General features: G+C 45.1%; 2 protein-coding genes. Both read right to left on the reverse strand.

Annotated elements, in window-relative coordinates:
- Positions 1-378: 378 nt before the first annotated feature.
- Positions 379-1,809, reverse strand: coding sequence for a heavy metal sensor histidine kinase (locus FQ182_RS29395; RefSeq protein WP_149415258.1), 1,431 nt, complete (start codon positions 1,807-1,809; stop codon positions 379-381).
- Entirely contained in the window at positions 1,806-2,480 is a 675-nt protein-coding gene (locus FQ182_RS29400; protein ID WP_045061360.1) for a heavy metal response regulator transcription factor, read from the reverse strand. Before FQ182_RS29400 ends, FQ182_RS29395 begins: the two co-directional genes overlap by 4 nt.
- Positions 2,481-3,025 lie beyond the last annotated feature (545 nt).

Raw genomic sequence — 3,025 nt, forward strand, 5'->3', positions numbered from 1 at the left:
CAAAACCGCGCATTGCTCAAGTGGTCAGTATCAAGCCTGAAGCTGCTACAGGGTCAACAGGAGGAGGACATTTTACGATAAAAGTATTTGCGACTATATGTCGCAGGCATGTTAATGCGCGACTCCCATACATTCATTTCAGCCAGAAGCCAAGCTCCGCTCGGCTGATATCTATGGGGAATCGTTTCGAAGTGTTACGGCGCAGATAGTCAATTTAATGCTGCACGCATTTTTTGGGGAGACTGGCAGGATGTACCAAGGGGAGTTGATCTCGCTTTGCGATTTGTAAGTACCCCGCGCTATCTATGCTCTATGAATTTTCGGAGTCTCGTTCTTAGACTATTGTTTGTCGTGATTTTAGTTACGGTTTTACTAAAATCACTCCCTTGGTTTTTTGGATTTTAAGTTGCTTTGTGCATTATATTTTGGAAATGTAAGTCGAAAAACTGTCAGATGGCCCGGCATACTTTGGACTTCTGCCATTCCTTGGTGCAGGCTCATGATGGATCGGACAATGGCCAACCCTAATCCAGTACCACCTTCAGCTCGTGAGCGACTGTTATCCACACGATAGAAGCGATCGAAAATATGAAACAAGTGCTGGTGCTCAATTCCTACCCCAGGATTACTTATTGATAGGGATACTTTTTCAGATTGCGTTTCAATCGCTATAGCAATGGACTGCCCTGCTGGGCAGTGACGAATGGCATTTGATAAAAGATTGGAAATAGCCCGTTGAATCATGAGTCGATCACCTAAAACTTTACCCCATCCGCTGACAGTTATACCGACGCTCTTTTCCTCAGCCGATAGAGAAAAAAGGTCGATGACTTTTAGCGCTTCATCCTCTAGTAAAATGCTTTCAAACGGCACGAGTGCAGCCGGATGACTTACTTGGGCCAAGAAAAGCATGTCTGAAACAATTCTGGTGACTCGTCCTAGTTCCTCGGTGCATGACTCTAAAACAGCCTTGTACTCTTTTGCCGGGCGTTCTCGAGAAAGTGTTACCTGAGCTTTCCCCATAAGGTTCGTAATCGGTGACCGCAGCTCATGCGCCAAGTCATCAGAAAATTGCGATAGTTGTTGAACTCCGCCGTCAAGACGGTGCAGCATGAAGTTTATACCGTGAGCAAGCTCACTGAGTTCTTGGGGCATCTTGACAACTGAGAGTCGATGACTTAAATCCTGGGCCGACACCATTGCTGCAACTTTCCGGAATTCCCGGAGGGGGGATAAGCCTCGTTGCACAATAGCCCAGGCGCTGATACCAATCAGAATCAGCAACAGTGGAACCGCTACAATGGTCGAACTCAGGTAGGCGCTCAATAGCGTTTCATCATTCGAGCGATCAATAGACAGTAGGACCGATACGAACTCACCATCCTTTAATTTCATGAGCTTAGAGGCGGTGAGGATGTGGATTCCGGACTCTTCGGCTGGGGAGTAGTACGACAGCTTATTACTGGCGGCTGTTCCGGCTTGATTCGTAGATACTTCAGGTATATCTGCTCCAAAACTCAGCAGAGGTTCACTCATGTTGTCATCATCAAAGATGGTCAGGTTAAGATTGTCGTGTCCCAGCACTTGATCTAATAGCACGTGTGGTTTTAAACTCATGTCACGGGTACTGATATCCATCAGTAGACTGTGCTCAATCTGACTCATCTTCTTCTCTAAGCTATTTTTTGCGCGCGAATCAAGTTCGTGAGTAAGCGCTAAAAAAGCTAGTATCGCTAACAGCACTACTAGTACCGCTCCCATAATGCTAACTATCAACCCCAGCCGCATCGATAGGCTGACCGGTTTCATTTCCTCGCCTCCAATACATAGCCTACGCCACGAAGGGTATGTATTAATTTTGTTTCAAATGGATCATCTATTTTTGCTCTCAATCTTCGTATCGAAACTTCGACAACGTTTGTGTCGCAGTCAAAGTTCATATCCCACACTAAAGAGATAATTTGAGTGCGAGATAACACCTCTCCTGATTGACGCATCAACAGATGAAGCAGCGCGAACTCCTTTGTCGTCAGATCTATGCGTTGCTTTCCGCGGAATGCGCGATGTCTGCCTTGATCAAGTTCAAGGTCAGCGACTTTTAATACCTCTGGAACTGGAATATGTTCGCTGCGACGCATTAAAGTGCGTACTCTTGCAAGCAACTCAGGGAATTCAAATGGCTTGACCAGGTAATCATCGGCTCCCAAATCCAATCCTTTGATTTTGTCTGCCAGACGCCCTCTTGCAGTCAGCATCATTACCCGAGTGCTACTAGTCTGCCGAATATTTTCAAGAACGTCCCAACCGTCAATTTCAGGTAGATTTACGTCTAGTATTACCAGATCATAAGCTTGCTGACGTGCTAGATGGAGTCCATCAGCCCCAGTCGATGCGCAGTCTACAATATAGCCACTTTCAGTCAGGCCTTGATGTAAGTACTCAGCAGTCTTCAGCTCGTCCTCTATCACAAGGATTCGCATAGGATTTCACCCTCTGGTAAATGTATCGGAATGATTGGATGCTCGTTAAACATGGTTTAAGGGCTTTATTAATCTGTATAAACGTTTCGATTCTGGCTACATCTTTAATTTTCTTCGCAATATGGTCTTTTTAAAGCTTTGCAAGGTTCGTCATGTTTCCTTGACCTCCTAAAGTACTAGGTTCGGCTCCCCTTTTTTTGTTTCGGGTTGTTTCTTGGCGCGAGCACTTGTTGACTTCATCCTAATGCATTAATTGAGGTTTTTCCGCTAGATAACGTATTTGTAATTTTTCAGTCACCTTGTTGATAGGTGCGGAGAATTACATTTGCCTCATGGGAAATTCTTTTTGTTTTAAAGGTTTTAAGGAATGATGGAATTACTTCGGTGTAGAAAGTTTATTGCTCACCCAATCACGCATAAGACCATGCTAAGAGCAGGTCTCATTTCGATCCTTGCGCTTTTGACTAGTCCTTTGTTTGCGGCGACCGCTCAAATGCTCACAATGGATCAGGCGCTTGAAACCGCTTTTGCCAATAACCCTGATC

Origin of the sequence: Pseudomonas sp. ANT_H4 (assembly GCF_008369295.1) — a bacterium.
Taxonomy (GTDB): Bacteria; Pseudomonadota; Gammaproteobacteria; order Pseudomonadales; family Pseudomonadaceae; genus Aquipseudomonas.